A 22,705-nucleotide genomic window follows, 5' to 3' on the forward strand; every position below is an offset into this window, starting at 1 on the left:
ATCATGTCCCAGGTGGTCCGCACCGCGTCCCGCTCGCCATCGGATCCCACCACGCCGTCACCCGCCGGCAGGGTCGAGCCCTGCCGTCACCGGCGGGAGCGGGCTCTGTTCGCCGCGGTACGCATGCGCTTGGCCAGCTGTCTGTCGGCGCCGCGCAGGCCCTCGCCCAGTTCGGCGAGGACCTGCGCGGTGGCCGGGTGCTCCACCCGCCACAAGTCGTCCACCTGCTGTTCGAACGCCTGAGTGGTCGTGCTCCGGTTCTCCAGGAAGCTCCGCACCAGCTCTTCGCGTTCCTGGGAGCAGACGAAGACCGAGAGCCCGTCGATGAGCAGCCACAGCCCGGCCGCCTCGGCCAGCGCCGGGTCCAGATGCGCCTCCGCCCGAGGGTGCCCGCCCAGGGTTGCGGCGGCCACTTGGTGGCTCCCCTCGACCTCGGAGTCCGCGGCCTTCCGCAGCACCCGCAGCGCTCGGGGGTCGTCGAGGCCGGCCAGCACCGTCCGGGCCACGCCACGCCTTGCCGCGGCCTGTGGGCCGTCCCCCGCGCAGGCGTCGAGCAGCCCCACAGCGGCATCGGCCGCAGAGCGGTGTTCCAGCCAGCCTTCGACCTCCCGGCGCATCTCCTCGGGGGAGTAGCCCAGGAGCCCCTGGAGCAGGGTGGCGGCGTCCGCTTCGGCGAACTCACCAAGCAGCGGAGCGGGCACTCCGCATTCCACCAGGTAGGAACGCAGCCCGTAGCGGCCGAGCGGGGTCAGCCGCATGCGGTCCCCGCGCCGCTTCTCACTTGTCCGGTCCGACGCCGCCGGCGAGATACCCGAACCGGCAAGCTCCCGTCCGCCCATGACGTTCAGAAGCGCACGCAGCGGATCCGTAAGGGTTCTGCCGCCGTCACCAGGCTTGAACTCCACCGCACCCAGCAGGCGGAGCCCTTCACCCAGTTCCCGGAAGGACGCCGCGAACAGCGCCTGGAACACCTCGAGTTCCGGCCATTCCTCGCCCGCCTCGCGAGCCTTCGCGTATACGTCGTCGGCATCCAGCCAGGCGTCATCCGGAGCGTCGTACAACAGGCCGACCAGCCCGTCAGCGATCTCGGCCGTCAGTTCTCCCGCCTCACCGGGCAACCCGTCCAGCAGCCCCGTCTCGCCGATCTCCTCCAGCAGATGCCCACCGTGGCGGACCAGAACTCCAGAAGATCCTCGCCGTCGAAGTCGGTGACCGCGCCGCCCCACGCGCGGCCCCCGCTGATCGTGATCAACCCACCTTCCACGGCGAGCCACCACGGATCGTCGAGAACGGCCGCGTCCTTGGCACTCCGCAGCGCCTTCAGCACACGGGCCCGTGACACGGCATCGGCAAACGGTGAGTCACCGTCGGCCAGCTTCCACAGCCGAAGCTCCTCGATGGCCGTACGAGCGAGCGCGGGCCGCAGCACCCGGCCGGCGGTGACCTGCCGTCCCTCGCCGCACCAGGCGGAGAGCCGCAGCGCCGCGTCGAGGAGCGGGACACCCCGCACGGCCGCGACGAGGTCCTCCCGCGGTGCCAGGGTCACCGGGCGCAGCAGCGGCACATCCTCGGCCGGACCCTCGCCGTCGGCATCGACCGGATCGCCCACCCGGCACCGCCCGCAGGTGCACGACGCCACGTCCTCGGCCGTCAGCTGCCGGGCACTGCCGCGCCCGGCCGGCTGCCCCGCCCTGGCGGACACCGTGTCCGGCGTCAACCGAGCCAGTCGCCCGGTGACCTTGTCCGGGTCGAAGACGGCTGGATCGTGACCGGCCGCACGCAGCTCGGCGACGAGTCCACCATACGCGTCAACCCCGCCCCGGTCCGGGTGGTCGAGGAGCTCCAGCACCTCCGCCAGCCCCCACGCGCCGCCGATGTCCTCGGCCGGCACATCGGCGCGACGCCCGCCGACGCAGCGCACCGTGCGCTCCGCGCCCGTCGGGCGCGGCAGCGTCTTCTCCAGCGTGATCCGGTGCTCCCAGTCGTCCCCGAAGTCGTAGGTGTAACGCAGCCGCGCTCCCTCCTCGGCCAGCACGTCGCCGAGCGCGGTGGCGTCCTCGTCGTCCACTCCGCGGCCGAAGTCGAGACCGAGAAGCTCGGCCGGGTTGCCGTACCCACGGCTGAACTCGTCGGTGAACAGGTGCAGATGACCCCCACCCCAGCCGAAGGCGACCTGGATGGCGTCGTGCAGCGTGCCTAGCGAAGTGTCGGACGGCAGCACGATGCGCCGCCACAGGGGTGGTCTGGTGCCGTGCAACACGATCTTCAGTTGGAGATCGGACGGCACTGCCTCCACGTCTCGCCGCACCTGCCGCTCCCACTGGGCCGGGGCCTACTTGAACGGCCCCATCATCGCGTCCCCGGTGTGCCTCGCTCAAACCGGTCACCACGTCGGCCGCCCCTTTCGGCGAGTACGGCGTGGGCGTCACCCACGGCGGGTACCCTGTGCCCGCGCATGCCTTCGCAGGCAGCGCGCTGCGACTTCGGCGGCCTTCCAGGGGTCCTGCGCCGCCCACCGATAAGCGGTCGAGGTCAGCGAGGGAGCTCATTCCTCCTGGTCAGGACGCGATGGGCGAAGAAGGCTTGACCGAGGTGACGAGGGTGCCCAGGCGGAGGCGCTCGGTTGCCGTGGCGGCGGTGAGGGTCGGCAGAATCACAGTGCTCAGACGCATGGATACGACCATGCGGGGCCGGAAAGCGCCTGGGCCGGTCCGTGCAGGTGTGCGATTTTCCGGCGCGGCAGGGCACGGGCGTACGGCAGGGCACGGGACGGGGCGCCGGACAGGGTGCCGTCGGTCAGTCGCGGAACCGTAGGAACTCGGGCGGCACGGCGGCGGTCAGCCAGACGCCGTTGGCGCTGACGTAGAAGGTGTGGCCCGCGCGGTGCATCGCCCCCGCGTCCACGGACAGGACGACGGGGCGGCCGCGCCGGGCGCCGACCCTGGTCGCCGTTTCGCGGTCGGGCGAGAGGTGGACGTGCGTGCGGTCCATGGGCCGCAGGCCCTCGCTCCGGATCGAGCCCAGCGCGTGGCCCACCGTGCCGTGGTAGAGGTACGCGGGCGGCTCGGCCGGCGGCAGGGCGAGGTCCACCGGGACCGTATGGCCCTGGCTTGCGCGGATCCGGTCGTTCTCGACGGCGAAGCGCTGCTTGTCGTTGACGGCGACGACATGGTCGAGCTCGGCCCGGGTGAGGGGGAAGTTGTTGCGGGCCGTGGCGCGCAGCAGCGTGTCGATCGGCACCCAGCCGTTGGCATCGAGCGTGATGCCGATCCGCTCCGGCTGATGGCGCAGGTGTTTCGAGAGGTACTTGGACACCTTTACGGTGCGTCTTTCATCCATACCGCCAGGGTGCCCGCGAGGGCATCGCCGGTGCATTCGGGTTTCGCTCACGATGTGCCGAAGTAATTTTCGTCCACAGGTTTGATCCACAGTCAGTTTGACTTATCCACAGGTTAATTGGCGATTCTGTGGACAAGTCCGTGTGAAATCAAGCACTTTGGTCAACTCGCCCCAGTTTGGCGTTATGTGACACAAGAGAGTCCAATGCTCTTGATTGCACCTCGCGTTCCGCCGCCGCAGCGACGAAGGCCGAGACATTCTCTGCTCCAACCAGCTGTTGAACGGCCCGGATTGTCTCTGGCGGAAGATCCACTCTCTGGAGCGCGAGTGACGGGGAATCCGCGCCGGACGGGGTGTCCGCGCCGAGGTGGTGATGCAGATGGAGAGTGGCGAATGTCCGCATCGCACGGGCCAGTTCCGCATCCACGGTCTGCTGGGCGAGCGGACGCAGCCTGCGCACCATCGCGGCCGCCTCGGCCGCGTCCGAGTCGGTCGGCGGCCGATGGCCCAGATAGCGCGCGAAGACATGCTCGGTGGTGAACGCCAGGAAGCGCGAGGCGATCTGCTCGACCTGGCCGCGAAGTTCCCTCAGATGTCCGGAGATCGCACCGAGCGGCACACCAGCCGCATGCAACTCGACCGCCACGGCCAGCTCCTGGGGGCTCGGCACCAGGAACTCCCCGTCCCTGCCCGGGATCGGTTCGAGCACGCCGAGCTCCACTGCCTCGGCGACCGCCTCGTCGTCCGAGGTACCGCCGAACTTCAGGTTCAGCTCGTCCCGGGTGATCCGGTCGGCCTGTTCGTCCGTCCAGGGGCCGTGCACCTCGGCGACCAGCCCGAGCACCCCGCCCAGCCCGCGGCCGGTGTCCCAGGCGTCCAGGAGCTCCTTGATGCTGGCCAGGGTATAACCGCGGTCCAGCAGATCGGCGATCTGCCGGAGCCGGGCGAGATGGGTGTCCCGGTACACATTGGCCCGGCCGCGCCGCTCCGGTGTCGGCAGCAGACCGCGGTCCTGGTAGGCGCGGATCGTGCGGACCGTGGCCCCGCTCGCGTGCGCCAGGTCCTCGATCCGGTACTCGGCGGCGGCCTGCCGATCCGCCGCCGACGACCGCCCGGGGCCGCTCACAGCGGCGGCTTCAGCCGGGCGATCCCGCGCAGCGCGCCGGGGCTGAACCGGGACAGCAACCGGGCGCCGCGGGCCTCCGGGGTCACCGGCACCACGGCCTGGTTGCGCACCACCGCCTTGAGGATCGCGTCGGCGACCCGCTCCGGCGGGTAGTTGCGCAGCCCGTACAGCCGGCTGGTCCGCTTCCGCAGGCGCTCCTCCTCCGCGGCGTCGGCACCGGCGAAGCGCGTCGTCGCGGTGATGTTCGTGTTGACGATGCCGGGGCAGATGGCGCTGACCCCGATCGACCGCTCGGCGAGCTCGGCCCGCAGACATTCGCTGAGCATCAGCACGGCCGCCTTGGAGGTGCTGTACGCGGGCAGTGCCCTGGACGGTTGATAGGCCGCGGCGGAAGCCGTGTTGACGATATGGCCGCCCTGGCCGCGCTCGGCCATCTGCCTGCCGAAGATCCGGCAGCCGTGGATGACCCCCCACAGATTGACGTCGAGGACGTTCTTCCAGTCCTCGCTCGTGGTGTCGAGGAAGGAGCCGGACAGGCCGATCCCGGCGTTGTTGACCAGGACGTCGACGATTCCGTACTCGGCGGCGACCTTCTCGGCGAGCTTCTCCATCGCCTGTTCGTCACTGACGTCGACCGCTTCGCCCCAGGCGGCCGGGGCGCCGATCAGCCGGGCCATCTCGGCCGTCCTGGCCGCTCCCTCCGCGTCCCGGTCCACGGCCACCACCCGGGCACCCGCCTCGGCGAACGCGAAGGCGGTGGCCCGGCCGATGCCTCCTGCCGCGCCCGTCACCAGGACCAGCCGGCCGCCGAACCTGTCCGCGTACGCCCCGGTCGGGGCGGTGTTCTGCACCGGGCCGCCGTTCTCCTTCGCCGCCTCGTTCGCGGCGATGAACTCGCTTATCCAGGAAGCGAGTTGGTCCGGCCTGGTGCGCGGCACCCAGTGCTTGCCGTCCAGCGATCTGCGTACCAGCTGCGGTGCCCACAGCTCCAGCTGGTCGTACAGCTTCTCCGAGAGGAAGACGTCACCGGTCGGCGTGATCAGCTGGACCGGCACATGCGCGTAGGCGTCGGTGCGCGGTCGGCTCAGCCGGGCGCGGACGTTGTCGCGGTACAGCCAGGCGCCGTGCGCCGCGTCGTCGGGCAGCGAGGACGTCGGGTAGTCGCCCGCCGGTACCTTCTCCAGCCGCTGGAGCATCCGCGGCCACCGCTTGCCGAGCGGGCCGCGCCAGGCGAGCTCGGGCAGGACCGGCGTATGCAGCATGTAGATGTACCAGGACTTGGCGCCCTGGCCGAGCAGCTGGCCGACCCGGCGCGGGGTGGGCCGGGTCATCCGTTGCTTGATCCAGTGCCCGAAGTGGTCCAGCGAGGGGCCGGACATCGAGGTGAACGAGGCGATCCGGCCCTCGGTCCGCTTGACCGTGACGAACTCCCAGGACTGCACCGAACCCCAGTCGTGCCCGACTAGATGCACCGGCCGGTCCGGGCTCACCGCGTTGGCGACGGCCAGGAAGTCATCCGTGAGCTTCTCCAGGGTGAAGCCGCCGCGCAGCGGCTTCGGGGCCGTGGACCGGCCGTGACCGCGCACGTCGTACAGCACGACATGCCACTGGTCGGCCAGCCGGCTCGCCACCTCCGTCCAGACTTCCTTGCTGTCCGGATAGCCGTGCACCAGGACGACCGTCGGCCGCCCCTCCTCGCCCAACTCGGCGACGCACAGCTCGATTCCGCCCGTACGCACCCGGCGCTCGCGCGCCCCCGGCAGATCCAGCAGACTCATGCCGCCACCCTTTCCTCGGCCCAGCGCCGCACATGCGGCAGATCGTCGTCCAGCCAGAAGGCGCTCTCTTCGGGGTTCTTGGAGTCGGTGACCACCAGGACCTCCTCGAACTTGGCACCCGTGCCCCGGAATCCGAGATGCGGCTCGACCGCCCACAGGCCGGGCTGCGGCGGATGGTCGGAGAACTGGTACGGACTCCACAGCGGCGACCAGCCGTCCCGGTGCCCGTGCAGCGCGTCGCTCATCAGCCCCTTGAGGGACTGGGTGCCGAAGCCGAACACATGCGGGGACCAACGGCGTTCGGCAACGCGGTCGACCTTGTGGGCTATGACGCCGAAGGGATAGGCGCGATGCCTGTTGGCGTAGCCCTGCCTGATCATCAGGCGGTCGACGTCCTCGTATATCTCGCGCAGTGAACGCCGCTCGCGCACCTCGTGCAGTATCAGCTCGCGGTGGGCCTCCAGATCGGCCAGCAGCTTGTCGTGCAGGGGGTTGAGCCCCAGACAGCCGGAGTAGCCGATGTCGGCCGTGAAGCCCCTGTACACCGGAGCCATGTCGAGGATGAAGGGCATTCCCGGCTCCAGCTTCCGGTTGGTCGGGAAGAACTGCAGAGGAATCCTGAAGCCGGCGAACGCCGTGCGGTCCCCGAACCAGGCGAAGGGAAGATGGAACCAGTCCCGCACCCCGCGCTCACGCAGCCAGTCGCGCTGCATACGGGCCGCCTCCCGCTCGGTCACCCCCGGTCGGAGCCGTCCCGCGACCGCCTCCGCGCAGGCGTACGCGAGGCTCTGCACTTCTCTGAACCCCCGTAGATCCGGGGCCCTTGCGTCCTTCACTGCCGAAGCCATGCCACCGTCCGTTCCCTGCCGTGTGCGGTACGTGCCCGTAACGTGACACTGATGAATGTGACAATGTCCGGCGGCTGCGTCAAGGGGTGTGCGGAGACCTGTGGACAACTCGGCCGGCCCCCTCTCCGGCCGCGGATGTCATACCCCGTGGTGGCCCCCTACGGGTCCGTACATCTGGAGTCGGAGGCCGATCCAGCCGCCAGGGCTGACGACTGATGTAGCCCGCGCCACTACCTTCGGACTGTGACTGTGATCGCGACCGAAAGCCTGAGCAAGCGGTTCCCCCGGGTGACCGCACTTGACCGGCTCTCCCTGGACATCGGCCCCGGTGTGACCGGCCTGGTGGGTTCCAACGGAGCCGGAAAGTCCACATTGATCAAGATCCTGCTGGGTCTGTCCCCCGCCACCGAAGGCCGGGCCGCCGTGCTCGGGCTCGACGTCGCCACCAGTGGTGCCGCCATCCGGGAACGGGTCGGCTACATGCCCGAGCACGACTGCCTGCCACCGGACGTCTCGGCCACCGAGTTCGTCGTCCACATGGCGCGGATGTCCGGACTGCCGCCGACGGCGGCGCGCGAACGCACCGCCGACACGCTCCGGCACGTGGGCCTCTACGAGGAGCGCTACCGCCCCATCGGCGGCTACTCGACCGGCATGAAGCAGCGCGTGAAGCTGGCGCAGGCGCTGGTTCACGACCCGCAGCTGGTCCTGCTCGACGAGCCGACCAACGGCCTCGACCCGGTCGGCCGCGACGAGATGCTCGGACTGATCCGCCGCGTCCACACCGACTTCGGCATCTCGGTCCTGGTCACCTCGCACCTCCTGGGCGAGCTGGAACGCACCTGCGACCATGTCGTCGTCATCGACGGCGGCACACTCCTGCGCTCCAGCTCCACCAGCGACTTCACCCAGACCACCGCGACCCTCGCGGTCGAGGTCACCGACAGCGACACCCACCCGGACGGCACCGACGCGCTGCGCCAGGTCCTCACCCGGGTCGGCGTGAAGTTCATCGGCCAGGACGGTCTCGACGCACAGGGGCTGCCCGGCGCGGGCCACATCCTGCTGGTCGAGGCGACCGGCGACGAGACGTACGACATCGTGCGCGACAGTGTCGCCGGGCTCGGGCTCGGCCTCGTACGGATGGAGCAGCGGCGCCACCACATCGCCGAGGTCTTCCGTACCGACGGGGCGCCCGCGTCCGCAGCCGTGGCGCAGAACGCGCCCGCGTCCGCAGGGCGCCGTACAGCAGAAGGGGAGCGGTCGTGATGAGCACCGAGACCGGGACCGTGACCGGGAGCGAGACCTCCCGCATCCACAACATCGGGTACCGCTCCTACGACGGCCCGCGGCTGGGGCGCGGCTATGCGCGGCGCTCGCTCTACTCGCAGTCCCTGCGCGGTGCGTTCGGACTCGGCCGTTCCGCCAAGTCCAAGGTGCTGCCGATGCTGCTCTTCGGCGTGATGTGCATGATCGCGGCGATCATCGTCGCCGTCGCCATCGCCGCCCCCGGAACGACGGCCCTGCCGATCAAGTACACCTCGTTCGCGATCTATCTCCAGGCCCTGATCGGTCTCTTCCTCGCCGCACAGGCACCACAGTCGGTCTCCAGGGACCTGCGGTTCAAGAGTGTGCCGCTGTACTTCTCGCGGCCGATCGAACGGGTCGACTACGTCCTGGCCAAGCTGGCGGCCATGGCGTCCGCGCTCTTCATTCTCACCGGCACGCCGCTCCTCATCCTCTATGTGGGCGCGCTGCTCGGGAAGTTCGACTTCGCCGACCAGACCAAGGGATTCGGACAGGGGCTGGTATCGGTGGCACTGCTCTCGGTGCTCTTCGCCGCACTCGGCCTGGTGATGGCCGCGCTGACACCGCGCCGTGGCTTCGGCGTCGCCGCGGTGATCGCCGTACTGACCATCACCTACGGCGCGGTCTCCACGGTCCAGGCCATCGCCTGGCAGACGGGCTCCTCCGGGGCCATCGAGTGGCTGGGGCTCTTCTCCCCCATCACGCTGATCGACGGCGTGCAGACCGCGTTCCTCGGGGCCGGCTCGGCCTTCCCCGGAGGGGAAGGCCCGGGAGCCGGGGCCGGTCTGGTCTATCTGATCGTTGTTCTCGCGCTCGTCGCCGGCTCGTACGCCGTACTGATGCGCCGCTACCGGAGGGTCGGGCTGTGACCACCATCGAGATCGACCACACCTCGCGCTGGTTCGGCAATGTGGTCGCCGTCAACGACGTGAGCATGACGGTGGGCCCGGGAGTCACCGGTCTGCTCGGCCCCAACGGTGCGGGAAAGTCCACGCTGATCAACATGATGGCCGGCTTCCTCGCCCCGTCGACGGGCACGGTCACGCTGGACGGCCAGGCGATCTGGCGCAACGAAGCCGTGTACAGGGAGATCGGGATCGTGCCGGAGCGGGAGGCCATGTACGACTTCCTGACCGGCTACGAGTTCGTGGTCGCCAACGCCGAGCTCCAGGGGCTCGGCGAAGCGGAGGCGCAGAGGGCGCTGGCCACGGTCGAGATGGAGTATGCGCAGGACCGCAAGATCTCGACGTACAGCAAGGGCATGCGCCAGCGCGTGAAGATGGCGTCCGCCCTGGTCCACGAACCGTCGGTGCTGCTGCTCGACGAGCCGTTCAACGGCATGGACCCGCGCCAGCGGATGCAGCTGATGGAGCTGCTGCGACAGATGGGGGAACAGGGCCGTACGGTGCTCTTCTCCTCCCACATCCTCGAAGAGGTCGAGCAACTCGCCTCCCACATCGAGGTGATCGTGGCGGGACGGCACGCGGCGTCCGGCGACTTCCGCAAGATCCGCCGGCTGATGACGGACCGCCCGCACCGCTATCTCGTACGTTCCAGCGACGACCGCGCCCTCGCCGCCGCGCTGATTGCCGACCCGTCGACGGCCGGCATCGAGGTGGACCCGGGCGAACAGGCCCTGCGGATCCAGGCGGTCGACTTCGGGCGCTTCACCGAGCTGCTGCCGAAGGTCGCGCGGGAACACGGAATTCGTCTTCTGACCGTTTCGCCGTCCGACGAGTCCCTCGAATCGGTCTTTTCCTATCTCGTAGCGGCCTGAGTAGTGGCCTGAAAGGAGCTGTGAAGCGTCATGTACGACCCCACAGTCGCCCGGCTCACCTACCGGGCCCTGCTCGGCCGACGCCGGGCCGCCATCCTGTTCGCCCTGCCCGCGCTGCTGGTGGCCATCGCCTTCGCGGTACGGGTGCTCACCGGGTCCGACGACCAGGTGGCCTCGGACGTGCTGGGCGGCTTCGCCATCGCCACGATGGTGCCGCTGATCGGAGTGATCGCCGGAACCGGGGCCATCGGTCCCGAGATCGACGACGGCTCGATCGTCTATCTGCTGGCCAAGCCGGTGAAGCGGCCGACGATCATCTTCACCAAGCTGATCGTCGCCATTGCCGTGACGATGGTCTTCTCCGCGCTGCCCACGCTGATCGCGGGCCTGATCCTCAATGGCAACGGCCAGCAGATCGCGGTGGCCTACACCATCGCGGCGCTGGTCGCCTCGATCGCGTACAGCGCGCTGTTCCTGCTGCTGGGCACCGTCAGCCGGCACGCGGTCGTCTTCGGCCTCGTCTACGCGCTGGTGTGGGAGGCCCTGTTCGGCACCCTGGTGCCCGGGGCGCGCACGCTCAGCGTCCAGCAGTGGTCCCTCGCGGTCGCCGAGAAGGTCGGCGGGGCGGGCGCGATCACCTCCGACGTCGGACTGCCGACCGCGACGGTCCTGCTGGTGGCGGTCACGGTGGTGGCGACCTGGTACGCGGGACAGAAGCTGCGCACGCTGAAGCTGGCCGGCGACGAGTGACCGGCGGTCCGCCTCCCGGCCCATCCCCCGAACGGTAGGTTCCTGACCACTCCGGCACCCGTCAACCCTCGCCTTCTGGGCGGGGGTTGACGCATTTTCGGACAGTCGCACGCGTAACTGTACGGTTATCGGTCCGTTGAGCAGGGTGCGTGGAGGCAACTGGGATCCGTGGCGTCGTAGTTCTCGTGAAACAGGGATTGCCGATGCCGACGAGGGAGTACCCGCCGGGTCGGTCATTGAGTGAGTGCAACCGTGAGCGTCCTCCGACCCTCGAGCCCGGGACAGGGCTGCCCGTCGTCGTTTCACGATCGGAAGGCATGCCCATGCCCACAGAAGTCGCCCTGCTCGAATCGCGCGCGCTGCGCGTGGAGCAGATGGAGCGCGTCCACCTTCGCACAGAGGATGTGGCCCGGTACTTCGAAGTATCCACAGCCGCCGTCAGAAGGCTCACCGACCGCCATCAGGACGAGCTGATGGAGAACGGGATGCGCGTGCTGCGCGGCGCTGACCTGCGCTCCTTCCATAGCGACATGATGTCGCTATGGGGCGGGGGAGGTGCCGGAGAGTTATCCACAGGCGGCGACCAGCTCAGGGTCCACACCCGCGGGACCGTCCTCAACGTCGCGATGCTTCTTCGCGACAGCGACATCGCCCGATGCGTCCGTACGCATCTGCTCGACGCCGAGCAGGACCTGCTCGCGGGCTACGCCTCGCTCGAACACCGAGTCACCCGGGTGGAGAGCTGCCTGGCCGGAGTCGGTACCGCGCTCCAGGAGCTCGGCCCAGTCCTCAACCGGATGTCGCACCGGCTCGACAGCCTCGACCGGAGGCTGGACGTCACGCATCAGGTCGTCGGCGCCATGAGCGTGCGGCTGGGTCACATGTCCGAGGACATCGTCCGCATCGACGGCAGGATGGATGAACTCGCCGGCACACTGAAGGATCTGAGCCGCCGCAACACCAAGCCGACGACTCCACCGTGCCGCGCTCGGAGCAGAACGCCCGGGGCGGCTTTTCTGCGCATCGCGCGGCCGCCCACCCGGAGGATTGGCCGAGTGGTAAGGCAGCGGCTTGCTAAGCCGTCGTCGGGGCCGTGAACCCCGCGCGTTCGATCCGCGCATCCTCCGCCGCGGCAGGGCCGCGCGCCGGCACGCGACCCCGTGTCCGCACTTCTACGACTGGAGCAACTGCTCCAGCACCACGGCGATGCCATCGTCCTCGTTGGACGCGGTGACCTCCTGGGCCACGGCCTTCAGGTCCTCGTGTGCGTTGGCCATCGCCACGCCCCGCCGCGCCCAGGCGAACATCGGGATGTCGTTCGGCATGTCGCCGAAGGCCAGGGTGTCCGCGGCCTTCATGCCCAGCCGGCGCGCGGCCAGCGAGAGCCCGGTCGCCTTGCTCAGCCCCAGCGGCAGGATCTCCACCACTCCCGGACCGGCCACGACCACGTCCACGAGATTGCCGACAGCCGCGCGCGCGGCCTTCGCCAGTGCGTCGTCGTCCAGATCGGGGTGCTGGAGGTAGACCTTGTTCAGGGGCGCGGACCACAGCTCGGCCGGGTCCTTCACGAAGACGGCCGGAAGCGGACCTTCCTGTACCCGATAGCCGGGGCCGACCATCACCTCGCCGTCGAGCCCGTCGCGGCTCGCCGCCAGGGCCAGCGGACCGACCTCGGCCTCGACCTTGGACAGCGCGAGACCGGCCAGCTGCCGGTCCAGCGTCAGTGAGGTCAGCAGTTTGCGCTCGCCCGCGTGGTAGACCTGCGCGCCCTGGCCGCAGACGGCGAGCCCCTCGTAGCCGAGGTCGTCCAGGATGTGGCGGGTCCAGGGGACCGACCGGCCGGTGACGATGATGTGCGCGGCACCGGCCGCGGTGACCGCGGCCAGTGCCTCACGGGTGCGCTCGGAGACCGTGTCGTCGTCACGCAGCAGCGTGCCGTCGAGATCGGTCGCGACGAGCCTGTACGGGAAGGTCACTTGGCGACCGGCTCCAGAACCTCGCGCCCGCCCAGATACGGCCGGAGCACCTCGGGCACCCGTACCGAACCGTCGGCCAGCTGGTGGTTCTCCAGAATCGCCACGATCGTGCGCGGCACGGCGCAGAGTGTGCCGTTCAGCGTGGACAGCGGCTGGAGGACCTTCTTGCCGTCGCGGGTGTCGCGCATCCGGACGGACAGGCGGCGAGCCTGGAAACCGTTGCAGTTCGACGCGGACGTCAGCTCGCGGTACTTGCCCTGCGTCGGGATCCACGCCTCGCAGTCGAACTTCCGGGAGGCCGAGGCGCCCAGGTCGCCGGTGGCGACATCGATCACCTGGAAGGGCAGCTCAAGAGCGGTGAGCCACTGCTTCTCCCAGTCGAGGAGCCTGCGGTGCTCCGCCTCGGCGTCCGCCGGGTCGACGTACGAGAACATCTCGACCTTGTCGAACTGGTGCACCCGGAAGATGCCCCGGGTGTCCTTGCCGTACGTACCGGCCTCGCGGCGGTAGCAGGGGGAGAAGCCCGCGTAGCGCAGCGGCAGTTTCTCGGCGTCGATGATCTCGTCCATGTGGTACGCGGCGAGCGGGACCTCGGAGGTGCCGACCAGGTAGTAGTCGTCCTTCTCCAGGTGGTACACGTTCTCCGCGGCCTGGCCGAGGAACCCGGTGCCCTCCATGGCGCGCGGGCGGACCAGCGCCGGCGTCAGCATCGGGATGAAGCCGGCCTCGGTGGCCTGCGCGATCGCCGCGTTGACCAGGGCCAGCTCCAGCAGCGCGCCGACGCCCGTCAGGTAGTAGAAGCGCGAGCCGGAGACCTTGGCGCCGCGCTCCATGTCGATGGCGCCGAGCTTCTCGCCGAGCTCCAGGTGGTCCTTGGGCTCGAAGCCCTCGGCCCCGAAGTCACGGATCGTGCCGTGCGTCTCCAGGACGACGAAGTCCTCCTCACCGCCGACCGGCGCGTCCTCGTGGACGATGTTGCCGATCTGGAGCATCAGGCTCTTGGCCTCGGCGTCGGCCTCGTCCTGTGCGGCGTCGGCGGCCTTGACGTCGGCCTTCAGCTGCTCGGCCCGCTTGAGCAGCTCGGCGCGCTCGTCGGGCGAGGCCTTGGGGATGAGTTTGCCGAGCGCTTTCTGCTCGGAGCGGAGTTCGTCGAAGCGGACACCGGACGACCTGCGCCGCTCGTCGGCGGAGAGAAGGGCGTCGACGAGCTCGACGTCCTCTCCACGGGCGCGCTGGGAGGCGCGAACACGGTCGGGGTCCTCACGGAGCAGGCGAAGGTCAATCACCCCTCCAGGCTACCGGTGTGCACTTCCTCCGCTCGAACCGATATTGCCGAGCGTGTCACTTTGCCCTAATTGCCTGAATTGGCAATGCTGGGGGAGATTGTGCGGCTGGAGTGGGTCCCGATCGTCAATAAAAAGAGCGTACTCGCCTGAATGGGGCAGAGGGCTTCACTCGTCTTGACGTATCCCCCTTACTCGGAACGGCAGTTGACCGTTACTTGTCCACAGGCTCCCGGGCTTCCGAAAGTTATCCACAGGCTGTGAGGAAGATCTGTGGATGCCGGAAGGGGGCATTTCGAAAGCTGTCTGATGGCTCGCGGATTTCCCGTTCAAACCCGCTTCAGACACTCGTTCGGGTGGGAATTTACCGCCCTAAAGAGTTGATCAATGGAATTGGGGCGAGACGGGGCGGCTCGGGTGGCCTGTCGGCCTGTGGATGCATCTGGGTCGACTGGAGCAATATGTCGACCATGTCGCCTTGGGGTGTCGACTTGTCCCCAGGTCGAGAACCGCCCCTGTGGATAACTCTGTGGATACCGGAAATCGGTAGATCGGACCAGCGGCGAGGGTGTGCTGAGACCCGAAAACCCCCGGCGGGCCCGGCTCCCGACCGACTTCGTCAGCCTCCGGCGGGCCCGGTCTCCCCGACTCCGTCCGTCAGCCCCGGCCGTCCAGGTTCCTGGTCAGCCAGTCGGAGGCCTCCGTGAACTCCGCGTCCGACGTCCCCGCGCGCAGCGGCCGTACGTCCTGCAACGCCACCCCTGCCCGCGGGTACGAACCCAGGAACCGCACCTTCGGGCAGATCCGCTTCAGCCCCATCAACGCCTCGCCGACCCGGCGGTCCGCGATGTGCCCCTCGGCGTCCACCGCGAAGCAGTAGTTCCCGATGCCGGCACCCGTCGGCCGCGACTGGATCAGCATCAGGTTCACCCCGCGCACCGCGAACTCCTGGAGCAGTTCGAGCAGCGCACCGGGGTGGTCCTCGCCCAGCCAGATGACCACCGAGGTCTTGTCCGCGCCCGTCGGCGCCGCGGGCCGGGCCGGGCGGCCCACCAGGACGAAGCGGGTCTGCGCGTTCACCGCGTCATGGATCTCGGTCACCAGCGGTTCGAGACCGTAGGTCGCCGCCGCGAACTCACCGGCGAAGGCGGCGTCGTACCGGCCCTCCTGCACCAGCCGGGCCCCGTCCGCGTTGGAGGCCGCCGACTCCCACACGGCGTCCGGGAGATGGGCGGCCATCCAGTTGCGCACCTGCGGCTGCGCGGCCGGGTGCGCGGTGACCGACTTGATGTCGGACAGCTTCGTACCCGGCCGCACCAGCAGCGCGAAGGTGATGGAGAGCAGCACTTCGCGGTAGATCATCAGCGGTTCGCCGGTGGTCAGCTCGTCGAGCGTCGCGGTGATGCCGCCCTCGACGGAGTTCTCGATCGGTACGAGCGCCGCCGCGGCGGCCCCGCTGCGTACCGCGTCCAGAGCCGCCGGTACGGAGACCATCGGGACGAGTTCGCGGGTGGCGGCCTCCGGGAGCGTACGGAGGGCGACCTCGGTGAAGGTGCCTTCGGGGCCGAGATATGCGTAGCGCGTGGCGGACATACCGTCACCCTAATGCGCCCCGGTGGCTCAGGACTCCAGCAGCCGCTGCCCCACGTACTCGCCGTCCGCCGCACCGCCCGGCACCGCGAACAGCCCGCTCGCCTCGTGCCGGATGAACGGCGACAGGGCGTCGCCCCGGTCCAGCTTGCGCTGCACCGGAACGAAGCCGCGCAGCGGATCCGCCTGCCAGCAGATGAACAGCAGACCGGCGTCCGGAGTGCCGTCCGCCGAGATGCCGTCGTGGTACGAGAAGGGGCGCCGCAGCATGGCCGCACCGCTGTTCGTCCCGGGGGAGGAGATCCGGGCGTGGGCGTTGTCCGGGATCAGGAGCTTGCCGTCGGAGCCCGCCCGGTCGAGGTCCATCGCGGTGGTCTCGGTGCCGCCGCTCAGCGGGGCGCCGTCCTTCTTCCGTCGCCCTATGACCTGCTCCTGCCGTGCCACCGGGAGCTTCTCCCAGTCGTCGAGCAGCATTCTGATCCGGCGCACGACCGCGTACGAGCCGCCCGCGAGCCAGTCGTACTTCGCCTCGGTTCCGCCCGGGACGAAGACGCGGCGCTCGAAGTCGCTCTCGGCCGGTTTCGGGTTGTTGGTGCCGTCGACCTGGCCCATCAGATTGCGGGCGGTCATCGGCTGGGCCGTGGCGCCGGGGGCGCGGTTGAAGCCGTTCATCTGCCAGCGGACCCTGGCCGCCGGGGCGGCCTCCTTCTGCACGGCACGCAGTGCGTGGAAGGCGACGAGCGCGTCGTCCGCGCCGATCTGGACCCAGAGGTCACCGTTGGAGCGCTCGGCGTCGATGTGGTCGGAGGAGAAGGGCGGCAGCGGGTCGAGCCCCGGCGGGCGGCGGCCGGTCAGGCCTGTGCGTTCGAAGAAGGTCCGGCCGAAACCGAAGGTGACGGTCAACGAGGACGGTCCGGCGTCCAGCGCGATCCCGGTGTCGTGGTCCGGTCCGTCCGCCGCGCCGCTCCCGGCGGGCTCGCCGGCCATCAGGTGGTCGGCCGCGGCCGACCACCGGCGCATCAGGGCGATGGCCTCCTTGCGCCCGGCACCGGGCACCAGGTCGAACGCGACGAGATGGCCGCGCGCCTGAAGCGGAGTGGTGATCCCCGGTTGATGTTTCCCGTGAAACATCACCCGGGTGGAGCCGACCGTGGTCAGTGCGGCGGGCTCGTCGGGCCGGGTCGCGACGTAGCCGGTGGCACCGCCCGCCGCACCCAGCACCAGCCCGGTCGCACCGGCCGCGCCCGCGCTGCCGATCAGTCGGCGCCGGGAGATGCCCGCACCGCCGCGGACACCGTCGTCCCCGCTGCCGGATGCTTTCCTGCTGTTGTCTGCGCTCACGATCCTGCTCAACCGATCTTTACGTTCTTGTCGATGGTCGTCTGATCGATGTCCGACGTACGTACGGTCACAGCGATCTTCCAGTTGCCCGCCATCGGGATCTGGACGGCGTCGGCGGTCCAGTGGCCCTCGGCCAGCCGGGCGGGGAGCACGGGCAGCGGGCCGATGTCCTTGGACTCCAGGGTGAAGGCGATCTTCACCTCGGGGACGTCCATGGCCTTTCCGTCGGTGCCGTCGATCCAGATGTGGAGCTCATTGGCGCCGGTACGGGCGGGGGTGATCTCCATCCGCACCGTTCCCCTGCCGTTCTCGCCGCCCGTGTCGAAGGGCAGCTTCAGGCTGACCGGGCCTTCGTTCGCGGGGGCGGCCACCGTTGTGGACGCGCGGGCCGCTTCCTCCTCGGTACGCGCCGGCTCGGTCGAGGTCAGTACGGTCGTCACCGCCAGCAGAGCCACGGCGACGCCCACTTCGGCCAGCACCGACCGGCGCAGCCCGGACCGGTCGGGGTCGGCGTCGCGGATCCGCTTCTTCTCGGCGGTGGCCATGGCGGCCCGCTGCCGGGCGAGTTGGGCCGCCCGTGCGGGGTCCTCGGCCTTCTCGGACGCCTCCGCAGAAGACCGCTTTCCGTCCCCGTCCCCGTCCCCGTCTTCGTCTCCGGCCCCGGACTCCGTCGCCGCGCTGGCCCCGCCCGTGACCAGGCGAGCCGTCCAGCGCCGTGAGAACCAGGCGATCACGATCAGGACGGCGACCAGCCCCACCTTCACGAGCAGCAGCTGCCCGTATCCGGTGCCGGTGAGCGCGGACCAGGTGCCGACCTGGCGCCAGGACTGGTAGATCCCGGTCACGGCGAGCACGATCACGCTGCCGAACGCGATGCCGGAGAAGCGCCGTACGGCCGTCGCATCGATGTCGGGGGTCCGGTAGAGCGCGACCAGCAGGGCCGTGAGACCACCGAGCCAGGCGGCGACGGCCAGCAGGTGGAGCACGTCGACCGGCATGGCGATGCCGGGCTGGATTCCGGTCGAGGCGTGCTCGGCGAGCGCCCATGTACCGGCGATCCCGGCAGCGATCACCGTGCCGCCGATGGCCAGCCCGAAGGTGAGGTCCTTCTTCTCGCGCTCGTCCTCGCGCTTGGCGTAGGCCCCGAAGAGCACGGCGATGAAGAGCGCGGAGGCGCCGAGCAGCAGCAGCCGGGAGACCAGTGCGGCGCCGGGCTTGGTATCGAGCACGGCCTTCAGCCCGTCGAGGTCGAAGGCGTCCGCGAGCTTCCCGGATCCGGTGTATGGGTTGCGCAGGAGCAGCATGGCCAGGGTGGCGACAGTGAGGGTCATCCAGCCGCGCGCGACCAGGCGCTGGAGCGGACGGGCTCCCGCCCCGCGCGGCCAGCAGGCCAGTACGAAGGCGGAGCCGCCGGCCAGCAGGATGAAACCGGCGTACGCGGCGTAGCGCGCGATGTCGTACAGCGTGCCGACGAGGCCGCCGCCGGCCTGGTCCGCCGGGAGTGCCACAGCGGTCTTCGAGGGTGCTCCGACGGAGAAGGTGAACGCGCCCGAGATGGGGTGGCTGTCCGCGGAGACGGCCTGCCAGGCGACGGTGTACGTCCCGTCGGGCAGTCCGGAATGCAGCGAGACCCCGTACTTCATGGCGGGGCCGCACTGCAGACTACGTGGTGCGGCGCCGGTGTCGGCGCGTTTGCCGTCGGGGTCCAGGACCCTGATGGAACCGTCACCCATGGCGACCTGTTCGGAGAAGGTGAGCGTGACCTCCTGGGGAGCGGTGTCGACCACCGCCCCGTCCTGCGGATCGCTCCCGGTGAGCGCGGCATGCGCGGACGCGGGGCCCGCGCTGCTCAGCAGCAGGCCGAACACCATGCCGACGAGGGCGGCGAGGAGTGCGGCCGCGGCCAGGGGCCGACGTGGCGCGGGAGTGGACGGCGACGGTCCGAAGTGCGGGGCGGTGGCTGTCATGGCGAGTCAGTCCCTCAGTGCTTCTTCGGGTTGTGGGTGGTCCCCTTCACGGGAAGGTCGACCTTGATCGGGTCGGCCTTCTCGAAGTGCAGTTCCACGGACACCTTCTCGCCCTGCTTGGGCTGCTGCTTGAGCTTCATGAACATGAGGTGGTTCCCGCCGCGTTTCAGCTCCAGCTCGCCACCCGCAGGCACCTCGAGGGACGTCACCATGCGCATCTTCTCGTTCTTCGTCTCGTGGATCGTGACGTCGTCGGAGATCGTGCTGGTGACGGAGGTGAGCCGGTCGGACGCCCCGCCGCTGTTCTTCACGACGAGGAATCCGGCCGCCATGTCGCTGACGGGCTGCGGCATGAAAGCGCCGGTCACCTTCAGCTCGGGCTTGTTGTCCGAGGACGAGCAACCCGCCAGCGTCAGCCCCGTGGTGAGGGCGATGACGGCGGCGAGCATGGTGCGGCGGTTCACGGGTTCTCCCCCTTGACGATCTTGGGCAGGTCCTTGGTGTAGTCGTCGGGCGAGGTGTCCTCGCTGTAGACGAGGTAGCCCTTGTCGGTCTTCGGCGAGAACGCGATGACCTGGGACCCGTGCATCGAGACGACCGTGCCGTCCTTCTCCTTCTTCGGCGCGTCGATGCCGATGCCGATCTGGCGTGCGCCCGCCTGGATGGTCGGGAAGTCGCCGGTGAGACCTATGAAGGAGGCGTCCTGGGCCTTGAGCCAGCTGCCGAGCGAGGACGGGGTGTCCCGCTCGGGATCGGTGGTCACGAAGACGACCTGGAGCTTCTCCTGGTCGGCCTTGGGCAACGACTTCTTGGCGATGGCGATGTTGCTCATGACGAGCGGGCAGACGTCGGGGCAGTTGGTGTAGCCGAAGTAGATCAGGGTCGGCTTGCCCTTGGTCTGCTCCCGGAGGTCGTACTTCTTGCCGTGGGTGTCGGTGAGGACGAGGTTCGGCTTGGTGAACGGCTGGTCCAGGACGGTCGCGGCCTTGGTCTTCGCCTCGACCGATACGTCGGCGATGGGCTTCTTGGCACTGTCGTCGCTGCTGCCGCAGGCGGACAGGGTGAGCGCGGCCGCGGCGACGAACGCCGCGGCCAGCACCGTTTTCTTAGGCATGGAGCACTGGTTCCTGAGGGTCGGTGGGACGGGTGGAGCTGTGGATCATGCGGTGCGGCGGCGGCCGGCGAGGAAGCCGAAGGCCACCCCGGCCACGCCGATGACGATGCCGATGATGCCGAGGACGCGGGCCGTGGTGTCGCTGGAGGACGCGTCCGAGGCGGCCGTCGTCTGCTTGTCCGCCGCCTCGGCACCGGCGTCGCCGCTCTTGGTGTCGGCGGCCGCGCCGTGCTCGCCGGTGGCCGGCGCGGTCAGCGCGAGGACGGGCGCCGGACTCTCGGGTTCGTCGGCGCCGGCCTTCTGTTCCTCGATCCAGCGGACGACTTCCTTGTTGTCGTACGTCTGGATGGCCTTGAACACCAGCTGGTCGGCGTCCTCGGGGAGCTGGCCGATGGAGAGCGGGAACTGCTGGAAGTCACCGGGTCGGATGCCGCGCTCGTCCTTGTCGCCCGTGGCGGTCCAGGTGACCTTGGAGACGGCCTCGTTGATCTTCTGGCCGTGCATCTCCATCGGCTTGGCGAGCTTGCTCTTGGTGACCTCGATGTCCCAGCCGGGTACGGCCTGCGGCATGACGGAGGCCAGCGGGTGGTCGGTCGGGAAGTTGACTTCGACCTTGGTCGTCGACGCGTTGTCGCGCTCGTTGGGGACCTTGAAGTTGACGGTGGCGTAACCGCCCTTGGCGGCCTCGCCCTGCGGCTGCACGCTGACGTGCGCGGAGGCCGTACCGGCGAGGACCAGGACGGTGGACGCGGCGACGCCGCCGACGAAGGCGATGCGGGAAACGTTCATGACAGGGATCACTCCATGGAGCACGAAGGAAAGGTGGTCCGGCGCGCGGGTGCGCGCCGGCATCACAACACCTCTTCCCCTTGAGCGGTGTGCATGCGCCGACCGGGTACCGCACGGAGTGGTCCGTACGCCGAGTGGAGGGTGTCGCGTCAGGCTGCGAGCGCGTACGCGGGTGGCGGACCGCGCCTGATCACCTGGTGCTGCAGGGGGTCCCCGGTGGCGGGTGGCGGGGCGTCGACCGCCGTACGGAGGGTGCGCGGCCCGGTCGTCGGGCCGCCGGGAAGCCCGGCGTGCAGGGCGGCGACGAGAGCGAGCGCCGCGCGCAGCGCACGCAGTTGGGCCCCGGCCGCGATCTGCTGGGCGCCGTGCGCGGACAGCCGGACCAGCCGGAACAGGGCGATCTCGCCGCGGCGCAGCAGCCAGCCGGTGGCCGCCGCCGCCAGCAGGTGGCCGAGCAGCATGGGCAGGTCGGGCAGCAGGGCGGCGAGGGCGGTCGGATCCGTGCCGGACGCGGCGGCCACGTGGTGATGGCCGCCGGCCGCCACCGATGCCGGGTCGATGCCCGCGGTGGTGACGATGCGGTGTGCCTCGGCGGCACTCAGCTGCGCCGGCCCGGCCCCGCACACGAGGCTCGCCGCGAACCGGATCAACGAGTCGTCGCCCGCCGCGGTGCTCACCGGGGTGCCGTGCGTGCCCATGCCGAACAGGGCGTGCAGGGCGATCTGTCCGCCGGCCAGTGCGGCGGCGATGGACGGCAGTGAACGCTCGCGTCCGGCGAACGATGCCACCACCGCGAACATCCCCAGGAACCCCGCGAGCAGGGTCCACCGGGGGACGGCCGCGCAGGAAGCCAGGGAGTGACCTGCCGCGGACAGCGCGACGCAGACCGCGGTGAACACCGCGGCCCTCAGGAGCCGCATACCGGCTCCGGCGCGTGCGACAGGCATAGACATGGCGGGGCCATCATCGCACCGAGCCCCCGGGCTCGGTGCGGCAGGTCCGGAGGTCCGGAAGGTCGTCATCCGTCCGATCGGGCCGGGCATACACGGGTGCACGGAGAGCTGGTATCCGCCGAATGAGCGGTCTCACATCCGGTCTGTGCTTACTCATGGCGCCGGGCGGCAATAGGTATCGGTATGTCGAGCCGCGGCCAGGAGGCTGGAGCATGAGCATCTGGTGGTCCCTCCATCTGCGGCGCGAGGCCGCGAGCGTTCCGCTCGCCCGCCGCTTCCTGCTGGGCACCATGGAGACCGCAGGCGTGGACCCGGACATCTCCTTCGACCTGTCGGTCGCGCTCAGCGAGGCCTGTGCGAACGCCGTCGAGCACGGCGGCGACCACAGGGCCGGGGAGGACCGGGGCGACCAGGGTGTTCCGCAAGACCCGTGGGACGTGTGGGACGAGCTGCCCGGGGCCGCCTCCGGGCAGTACCGGGTCACCGCCTATCTGGACGGCGAGAAGTGCCGTATCGAGGTCACCGACTCGGGCCCCGGCTTTCCCGCCCGGAGCACCGTTCGCACCGCGGCGCAGCAGCAAGGACCCCAGCAGTACCCGCCGCTCACCGCCGAGGACGGGCGGGGTCTGTGTCTGATCGAGCAGCTCGCCGACCATGTGCACTTCGGCAACCGCCCCGGCAGCGGTGCCGTCGTCAGCTTCGACAAGGTCCTGAAATGGCGGAAGGACGCCCTGCTCATGGTGTCCTGAGCAGAGCGCCCCTCGGC

The 22,705-nt window shown here is 69.8% G+C and carries 19 protein-coding genes, 1 tRNA gene and 2 pseudogenes; 7 read left to right on the top strand and 15 right to left on the bottom strand.

Features of this window, described 5'->3' with window-relative positions; genetic code table 11:
• Positions 1 to 86: 86 nt before the first annotated feature.
• From BT364_RS29055 to BT364_RS29080, 6 genes are all read right to left on the bottom strand, one after another.
• Positions 87 to 1,118, bottom strand: coding sequence for a hypothetical protein (locus BT364_RS29055; RefSeq protein ID WP_072488211.1), 1,032 nt, complete (start codon positions 1,116 to 1,118; stop codon positions 87 to 89).
• Positions 1,094 to 2,296: a plasmid pRiA4b ORF-3 family protein gene (locus BT364_RS29060; RefSeq protein WP_072488212.1), complete on the bottom strand. Its 1,203-nt coding sequence runs from the start codon at positions 2,294 to 2,296 to the stop codon at positions 1,094 to 1,096. The genes BT364_RS29055 and BT364_RS29060 overlap by 25 nt, the downstream gene beginning before the upstream one ends.
• A gap of 500 nt (positions 2,297 to 2,796) precedes the next feature.
• On the bottom strand, positions 2,797 to 3,339 hold the full coding sequence (locus tag BT364_RS29065; protein ID WP_072488213.1) for an RNA 2'-phosphotransferase: 543 nt from the start codon (positions 3,337 to 3,339) through the stop codon (positions 2,797 to 2,799).
• Between the two features lie 148 nt (positions 3,340 to 3,487).
• Positions 3,488 to 4,465, bottom strand: coding sequence for a MerR family transcriptional regulator (locus BT364_RS29070; protein ID WP_072488214.1), 978 nt, complete (start codon positions 4,463 to 4,465; stop codon positions 3,488 to 3,490).
• On the bottom strand, positions 4,462 to 6,234 hold the full coding sequence (locus BT364_RS29075) for an SDR family oxidoreductase (RefSeq protein ID WP_177328277.1): 1,773 nt from the start codon (positions 6,232 to 6,234) through the stop codon (positions 4,462 to 4,464). Before BT364_RS29075 ends, BT364_RS29070 begins: the two co-directional genes overlap by 4 nt.
• 5 nt (positions 6,235 to 6,239) lie before the next feature.
• Entirely contained in the window at positions 6,240 to 7,091 is an 852-nt protein-coding gene (locus BT364_RS29080) for a M24 family metallopeptidase (protein WP_072488216.1), read from the bottom strand.
• A 243-nt stretch (positions 7,092 to 7,334) separates the two neighbouring features.
• Here BT364_RS29080 and BT364_RS29085 point away from each other — a divergent pair.
• The 6 genes and pseudogenes from BT364_RS29085 to BT364_RS29110 all read left to right on the top strand — a co-directional run.
• Positions 7,335 to 8,367, top strand: a pseudogene (locus BT364_RS29085) (ABC transporter ATP-binding protein); the annotation flags it as partial.
• A complete protein-coding gene (locus BT364_RS29090; protein WP_072488217.1) occupies positions 8,360 to 9,268 on the top strand; it encodes an ABC transporter permease in 909 nt (302 codons plus the stop codon). The pseudogene BT364_RS29085 and the gene BT364_RS29090, both read left to right, overlap by 8 nt.
• Positions 9,265 to 10,176, top strand: coding sequence for an ABC transporter ATP-binding protein (locus BT364_RS29095; RefSeq protein ID WP_072488277.1), 912 nt, complete (start codon positions 9,265 to 9,267; stop codon positions 10,174 to 10,176). The genes BT364_RS29090 and BT364_RS29095 overlap by 4 nt, the downstream gene beginning before the upstream one ends.
• 30 nt (positions 10,177 to 10,206) lie before the next feature.
• Positions 10,207 to 10,926 (top strand): ABC transporter permease, encoded by a 720-nt coding sequence (locus BT364_RS29100; RefSeq protein ID WP_072488218.1) that lies wholly within the window; start codon positions 10,207 to 10,209, stop codon positions 10,924 to 10,926.
• A gap of 323 nt (positions 10,927 to 11,249) precedes the next feature.
• Positions 11,250 to 11,885 (top strand): annotated as a pseudogene (locus tag BT364_RS43395) (hypothetical protein); the annotation flags it as partial.
• 82 nt (positions 11,886 to 11,967) lie between these two features.
• Positions 11,968 to 12,053: transfer RNA gene (locus BT364_RS29110), tRNA-Ser, on the top strand.
• 45 nt (positions 12,054 to 12,098) lie between these two features.
• On the opposite strand, the gene BT364_RS29115 is transcribed toward BT364_RS29110, so the two are convergent.
• The 9 genes from BT364_RS29115 to BT364_RS29155 all read right to left on the bottom strand — a co-directional run bounded on the left by BT364_RS29115 (position 12,099) and on the right by BT364_RS29155 (position 21,939).
• Positions 12,099 to 12,902, bottom strand: coding sequence for an HAD family hydrolase (locus BT364_RS29115; RefSeq protein ID WP_072488219.1), 804 nt, complete (start codon positions 12,900 to 12,902; stop codon positions 12,099 to 12,101).
• Positions 12,899 to 14,188, bottom strand: coding sequence for a serine--tRNA ligase (gene serS / locus BT364_RS29120; RefSeq protein ID WP_072488220.1), 1,290 nt, complete (start codon positions 14,186 to 14,188; stop codon positions 12,899 to 12,901). The genes BT364_RS29115 and serS overlap by 4 nt, the downstream gene beginning before the upstream one ends.
• A gap of 654 nt (positions 14,189 to 14,842) precedes the next feature.
• Complete coding sequence (gene pheA / locus BT364_RS29125) at positions 14,843 to 15,778, bottom strand: prephenate dehydratase (protein WP_072488221.1); 936 nt, start codon at positions 15,776 to 15,778, stop codon at positions 14,843 to 14,845.
• A 27-nt stretch (positions 15,779 to 15,805) separates the two neighbouring features.
• Positions 15,806 to 17,116, bottom strand: a complete 1,311-nt coding sequence (efeB, locus tag BT364_RS29130) for an iron uptake transporter deferrochelatase/peroxidase subunit (protein WP_072488278.1) — start codon at positions 17,114 to 17,116, stop codon at positions 15,806 to 15,808.
• An 8-nt stretch (positions 17,117 to 17,124) separates the two neighbouring features.
• Positions 17,125 to 19,083, bottom strand: a complete 1,959-nt coding sequence (locus tag BT364_RS29135) for a copper resistance CopC/CopD family protein (protein ID WP_072488222.1) — start codon at positions 19,081 to 19,083, stop codon at positions 17,125 to 17,127.
• A 14-nt stretch (positions 19,084 to 19,097) separates the two neighbouring features.
• The gene (locus tag BT364_RS29140; protein WP_072488223.1) at positions 19,098 to 19,547 is read right to left on the bottom strand and encodes a copper chaperone PCu(A)C; all 450 of its coding nucleotides are present in this window, start codon (positions 19,545 to 19,547) and stop codon (positions 19,098 to 19,100) included.
• Entirely contained in the window at positions 19,544 to 20,197 is a 654-nt protein-coding gene (locus BT364_RS29145) for an SCO family protein (RefSeq protein WP_072488224.1), read from the bottom strand. The genes BT364_RS29140 and BT364_RS29145 overlap by 4 nt, the downstream gene beginning before the upstream one ends.
• Before the next feature lie 45 nt (positions 20,198 to 20,242).
• Positions 20,243 to 20,986, bottom strand: coding sequence for a YcnI family copper-binding membrane protein (locus BT364_RS29150; RefSeq protein ID WP_072488279.1), 744 nt, complete (start codon positions 20,984 to 20,986; stop codon positions 20,243 to 20,245).
• 149 nt (positions 20,987 to 21,135) lie between these two features.
• A complete protein-coding gene (locus BT364_RS29155) occupies positions 21,136 to 21,939 on the bottom strand; it encodes a hypothetical protein (protein WP_177328273.1) in 804 nt (267 codons plus the stop codon).
• 212 nt (positions 21,940 to 22,151) lie between these two features.
• On the opposite strand from BT364_RS29155, the gene BT364_RS29160 reads away from it, so the two are divergent.
• Positions 22,152 to 22,688 (top strand): ATP-binding protein, encoded by a 537-nt coding sequence (locus BT364_RS29160; RefSeq protein ID WP_072488225.1) that lies wholly within the window; start codon positions 22,152 to 22,154, stop codon positions 22,686 to 22,688.
• Positions 22,689 to 22,705 lie beyond the last annotated feature (17 nt).

The organism is Streptomyces atratus, from assembly GCF_900119365.1.
In the GTDB taxonomy this organism is placed as follows: domain Bacteria; phylum Actinomycetota; class Actinomycetes; order Streptomycetales; family Streptomycetaceae; genus Streptomyces; species Streptomyces atratus_B.

Coding starts and splice junctions, on each gene's coding strand:
- BT364_RS29145 (WP_072488224.1), bottom strand. CDS start 20,197: ATGCCTAAGAAAACGGTGCTGGCCGCGGCGTTCGTCGCCGCGGCCGCG.
- BT364_RS29100 (WP_072488218.1), top strand. CDS start 10,207: ATGTACGACCCCACAGTCGCCCGGCTCACCTACCGGGCCCTGCTCGGC.
- BT364_RS29155 (WP_177328273.1), bottom strand. CDS start 21,939: ATGTCTATGCCTGTCGCACGCGCCGGAGCCGGTATGCGGCTCCTGAGG.
- BT364_RS29065 (WP_072488213.1), bottom strand. CDS start 3,339: ATGGATGAAAGACGCACCGTAAAGGTGTCCAAGTACCTCTCGAAACAC.
- BT364_RS29135 (WP_072488222.1), bottom strand. CDS start 19,083: ATGACAGCCACCGCCCCGCACTTCGGACCGTCGCCGTCCACTCCCGCG.
- pheA (WP_072488221.1), bottom strand. CDS start 15,778: ATGTCCGCCACGCGCTACGCATATCTCGGCCCCGAAGGCACCTTCACC.
- BT364_RS29150 (WP_072488279.1), bottom strand. CDS start 20,986: ATGAACGTTTCCCGCATCGCCTTCGTCGGCGGCGTCGCCGCGTCCACC.
- BT364_RS29160 (WP_072488225.1), top strand. CDS start 22,152: ATGAGCATCTGGTGGTCCCTCCATCTGCGGCGCGAGGCCGCGAGCGTT.
- BT364_RS29090 (WP_072488217.1), top strand. CDS start 8,360: ATGAGCACCGAGACCGGGACCGTGACCGGGAGCGAGACCTCCCGCATC.
- BT364_RS29080 (WP_072488216.1), bottom strand. CDS start 7,091: ATGGCTTCGGCAGTGAAGGACGCAAGGGCCCCGGATCTACGGGGGTTC.